Origin of the sequence: Roseicyclus sp. (assembly GCF_052168335.1) — a bacterium.
Lineage (GTDB): Bacteria > Pseudomonadota > Alphaproteobacteria > Rhodobacterales > Rhodobacteraceae > Roseibacterium.
The window spans coordinates 1-4,303 of record NZ_JBQLZP010000328.1 but is presented as its reverse complement, the minus strand read 5'-3'; the positions used below and the strand labels follow the sequence as shown (position 1 = coordinate 4,303).

Here is a 4,303-nt window from a genome sequence, read left to right as displayed (position 1 = left end):
AGCGCAGCGGCGCCGCCTCGGTCGTGGTCGGCATGGTCTCGGCGGGTGAGGGCGTGCTCCAGCGGCTCAACGCCGCCACGCAGAACGCGCGCATCGGCAACGGCGGGGCCAGCCACCGGAGCCGGGGACGCGGCACGGAGGTGGACCACGGGCACCACGCGCTCATGGAGATCGCGGCCTTCCGCGCCGTCGGCGGCTACGACCCCGACTTCGCGCACAACGAGGACGCGGAGCTCGATCACCGCCTGCGCCGGGCCGGGCACAGGATCTGGCTGACCGCGGAGACGCAGGTGACGTACTTTCCGCGCTCGGGCGTCGCGGCGCTGGCGCGGCAGTACTTCAACTTCGGGCGCGGGCGGGCGGCGAACCTCGCGAAGCACCGGTCGCGCCCGAGGCTGCGGCAGGCGGCGGTGATCGCGGTCTGGCCGATGCTCCTCGGGGCCTGGCTCGCGCCGGTCGCCTTCGGCCTGTCGCTGCCCGCGCTCGCCTGGGGGCTCGTCACGCTCGGTGGAGGCCTCGCCCTGGCGGCGAGCCGGGGCTCGGCGCTGCTCGTTCTCGCGGGGCCGGTCGCGATGCTGATGCACCTGAGCTGGTCCATGGGCTTCTGGTCGCGCCTCGTGATCCCCGCGCGGGGGGTCGCATGACCGACAGGCTCGACATCTGCATCTGCACCTACCGCAGGCCCGCCGTGGCGGAGGCCGTGTCCTCGGTTCTCGCGCAGGAGGTGCCCTTGGGGATCGAGGTCCGCGTCCTCGTCGTCGATAACGACGCGGAGCCCACGGCGCGTGCGGCCGTCGAGGGCATGGCGCCGGGTGCGCCCCTGACGCTGCGCTACCTGCACGCGCCGGGCGCCAACATCTCGCTTGCGCGCAACGCCGCGCTCGACGCGGCGGAGGGGCGCTTCGTCGCCTTCCTCGATGACGACGAGATCGCGCGTCCCGGCTGGCTCGCCGCGCTCTGGGCTGCGCGGGGCGGCGGGGCGGAGGTGGTGCTCGGACCGGTCGAGCCGCTTTATCCCGAGGGCGCGCCCGGCTGGATGCGCGCGGCGGGCGTCCATGCCACGCGGCCCGTCTGGACCGGCGGCGAGATCCGCACGGGCTATGCCGGCAACGCGCTCGTCGACCGCGCCCGGCCGGAGATCCGGGCGCTCCGCTTCGACCCGGCGCTCGGGCGCTCGGGCGGGGAGGACACCGACTATTTCGCGCGCATCGCCGGGGCGGGCGGGCGCATCGCCTATGCGCCCGACGCGGTGGTGGAGGAGGCCGTGCCGCCCGACCGGCTCGACTTCGGCTGGCTCGCGCGGCGGCGCTACCGGATGGGGCAGACCCATGCGCAGCTCCTCGTGCGGCAGCATGGCGTCCCGCGCTGGCGGGCGCTGCCGCTCGCCGCGGCCAAGGCGCTGGCCTGCGCGGGGCTCGCGCTCTGCGCCCCCGCGAACCGGGCGCGGCGCAACCGGGCGATCCTGCGCGGCCTCCTCCATGCGGGCGTGGTCGCGGGCCTCGCGGGGCGCCGGACGCTCACGCTCTACGGCACGGCGCGCACGGTGCGCGAATGAACCAGAGCTTCGGACCGAGGCGCGGTTTCGGCGCCGATTTCAACGCCGAGCCGGCGGGCCCCCGCCCGGAGGAGGCGCTGGCCGAACTGCTCCTCGCCATGCGGCGTCAGGCCTTCGTGGTCGCGCTGGGCGCCGTCTTCGGCCTCGGGCTCGGCCTCGTGCACTACGCCACCAGCCCGCGGACCTACGAGGCGGCCGCGACGCTCCTGATCGAGGAGCAGCAGAGCGAACTCGCGCAGGAGATTTCGGCCGCCCTGCCCACGTCCCGCAGCGACACGGGCATGATGAACGAGATGCAGATCCTGCGCTCGCTCGAGGTGGCGACGCAGGTGGTGGCGGCGCTGGACCTCGACCGGAACCCCGACTTCCTCGCGCCGCCCTCGAGCCTCCTGTCCCACACGCTGCGCGGGGCGAAGGACGCAGTGCGTGCGTTGATCCCGAGACCCGCGCCCCCTGCCGCCGGTCCTGTGGACGAGGCGCTCGCGGCCGAGCGCCGCCGTCTCCAGACGGCGGAGCAGCTGCGGAACGCCACCGTCTTCACCCGCGTCGGGCGCAGCTTCGTGGTGGAGATATGGTTCTCCTCCAGCGATCCCGCGCTCGCCGCCGACATCGTCAACGCCTATGCCGAGGCCTATCTCGGCGACCGCATCCACGCCAATGTCGCCGCCGCCGACCGGACGGCGGGCTGGATGGAGGCGCGGCTCGAGGAGTTGCGTCAGGACGCGCTCGCAGCCGCGGCGGAGGCCGAGCGCTTCCGCCTCGAGGTCGGCGCGACCGACCAGCAGGGCCTGCGCGACCGCGAGCAGCGGGCCGAGGCGCTGAACGACCTCGTCCTGCGCTTCCAGAGCCGGTATCGCGAGCTGTCGCTCGAGAGCACCTATCCCGTCTCGGCCGGGCGCATCCTCTCGGTCGCGCTTCCGCCCCGCGACCCCGCCACGCCGCGCGCCTGGCAGGTGCTGGCGGCGGGCCTCTTTCTCGGCATGATGCTGGGCGTCGCGGCCGCGGTGCTGCGCGAGGCGCGCGAGACCGGCTTCCGCACGGCGGGCGACGTGACGGCGACGCTCGGGCTGCCCTTCATGGGCTACGTGCCAAAGGCGCGCGGGCGCGGCCTTCTGGGGCGGCTCGGCGCGCGGGGGGCGGCGGCGCTGGGCGCGGGACGCAAGCGGAGCGCGCGGCGGGGCCTTCCCGCGCGGCACCTGGCCGAGCCGACGCCGGAGGACGCGGCCGCGACCGCGACGCCGGGTGGACGGGAGGCGGCGCTCTTCCTCGGGCTGTCCCATGCGGCGACCGCCCGCGCCGTCCGCAACATCTTCGCCAACATCGACATGGGGCATGACGCGCGCGGCGGTGGCCGCCTCGTCGCGGTTGGCGCGCTGACGGCGGGGGAGGGGACGACGCCCCTCGCCGCGCATCTCGCGCTCGTCGCCGCGCAGGCCGGGCGGCGCTGCCTTCTCGCGGACGGCGATCTCGAGGCGGGGACGCTCACGCGGCGGCTCGGCCTCGGCGCGGCGCCCGGCACGCTCGACGTGCTCGAGGGCCGCGAGACCCTCGCCGCGACGCTGGCGCAGGGTCCCGGCGCCGAGATCGACGTGCTGCCGACGGGGACGGGCCACGACATGCCCGCGCCGCTGTCCTTCATGCCCGAGTTCGGCGAGCTGATCGGCGACCTGTGCGAGAGCTACGATTACGTCTTCATCGACCTGCCGCCGCTGACCGAGGCGCCGGAGGTCAAGGGCCTCCTGCGCCATTTCGACGTGCTGCTCCTCGCCGCCGCCTGGGGCCGGACGCCGCGCAAGCTCCTGCAATCCTATCTCGAGCACGAGCCCGAGCTGCGCCGCCGCGTCTTCGGCGTGGTGCTCACCCGCGTGCGGCTGCGGCGCCTGCCGCGCTACGGCGTGCCTCTTCCCGCCCGCGGGCGCGAGCCGTGGGGGGCCCTGCTTTAGGCGCGGGCGCGACAAAGCTCGGGCCGAAAGACCACATGCGCGGCTTACTTTCGCCAAGACTTCCCATAGTATCGTCGGCACGCGGGTCGGGGGAGCGGCGGAGACGACGATGCATGTTGGCCTGTTCTTCCTTGTGAACGTTGCGGTCGCGCTCGCGATCGGCGCGATGACCTATTTCCAGGGCTACGGGGCGGGCATCATCGTCCTGCGCGTGCTCGGCACGCTCGTGGTGCTTCAGGCCGTCTACGCGCTCTGGATCATCCTGCTCACGCACCTTTCGCCGAAGGAAGCCGAGGCGACCCGCAGGGCGCCTGCGCCGGGTGTGCAGGACCGGTCGGCGCCGGTCGAGGACGCGCCCCGGTCGGCGCAGTAGCCTCAGGCCCCCGCGACGGCGTCGGGACGGTTCTCGGGCCCCGCGTCTTCCGGATCGAGACATCGCACCGGCCAGGGCAGGGTCGAGATCCGGCGCAGATCCTCCTCCTTCCAGCCGTCCCGCGGCGCGATCAGGTCGGCGCTGCGCCAGCCCGGCACGTAGCCCAGCGCCTCGAGCCCCGGACGCCCCTCCGCGCGCAGGTCCATCGGCGCCGCCCCCGTCCGTGCGGCCAGCGACGCGGCCAGCGGCCCGTCCCAGTCCTCGGGGCGTTCGGGGACCGCGAAGCCGCCGTTCCGGGAATGCACCGCGAGCGTCAGCCGGTCGTCCCGCGCCGCGGGCCGGTGGCGCTGCATCCGCCGCAACGTCCCCTCCGCCGCGGCGCGGGCGAGCGGCAGGGCGAGACGCGGCGCCCCGGCGAGGCGCAGCCCGGCC

4 protein-coding genes and 1 pseudogene are annotated in these 4,303 nt (G+C 75.1%); 4 read left to right on the top strand and 1 reads right to left on the bottom strand.

Features of this window, described 5'->3' with window-relative positions; genetic code table 11:
- The 4 genes and pseudogenes from ACTS11_RS10125 to ACTS11_RS10110 form a co-directional block, all read left to right on the top strand.
- Window positions 1-644: pseudogene (locus ACTS11_RS10125) on the top strand (succinoglycan biosynthesis protein exoa); the annotation flags it as partial.
- Window positions 641-1,555, top strand: coding sequence for a glycosyltransferase family 2 protein (locus ACTS11_RS10120; protein ID WP_442640192.1), 915 nt, complete (start codon window positions 641-643; stop codon window positions 1,553-1,555). The pseudogene ACTS11_RS10125 and the gene ACTS11_RS10120, both read left to right, overlap by 4 nt.
- Window positions 1,552-3,498 carry a Wzz/FepE/Etk N-terminal domain-containing protein gene (locus ACTS11_RS10115; RefSeq protein ID WP_442640191.1) on the top strand — a complete coding sequence of 649 codons (1,947 nt, stop codon included), beginning with the start codon at window positions 1,552-1,554 and terminating at the stop codon, window positions 3,496-3,498. Before ACTS11_RS10120 ends, ACTS11_RS10115 begins: the two co-directional genes overlap by 4 nt.
- Window positions 3,499-3,607: 109 nt before the next feature.
- Window positions 3,608-3,871 (top strand): hypothetical protein, encoded by a 264-nt coding sequence (locus ACTS11_RS10110; protein ID WP_442640190.1) that lies wholly within the window; start codon window positions 3,608-3,610, stop codon window positions 3,869-3,871.
- A 2-nt stretch (window positions 3,872-3,873) separates the two neighbouring features.
- Here the strand turns inward: ACTS11_RS10110 and ACTS11_RS10105 are convergent.
- The coding region (locus tag ACTS11_RS10105) for a hypothetical protein (protein WP_442640189.1) at window positions 3,874-4,303 on the bottom strand (430 nt) is incomplete at its 5' end.

What these genes read in the sequence shown, in the direction of transcription:
- ACTS11_RS10115 (WP_442640191.1), top strand. Translation starts at nt 1,552, where the DNA reads ATGAACCAGAGCTTCGGACCGAGGCGCGGTTTCGGCGCCGATTTCAAC.
- ACTS11_RS10120 (WP_442640192.1), top strand. Translation starts at nt 641, where the DNA reads ATGACCGACAGGCTCGACATCTGCATCTGCACCTACCGCAGGCCCGCC.
- ACTS11_RS10110 (WP_442640190.1), top strand. Translation starts at nt 3,608, where the DNA reads ATGCATGTTGGCCTGTTCTTCCTTGTGAACGTTGCGGTCGCGCTCGCG.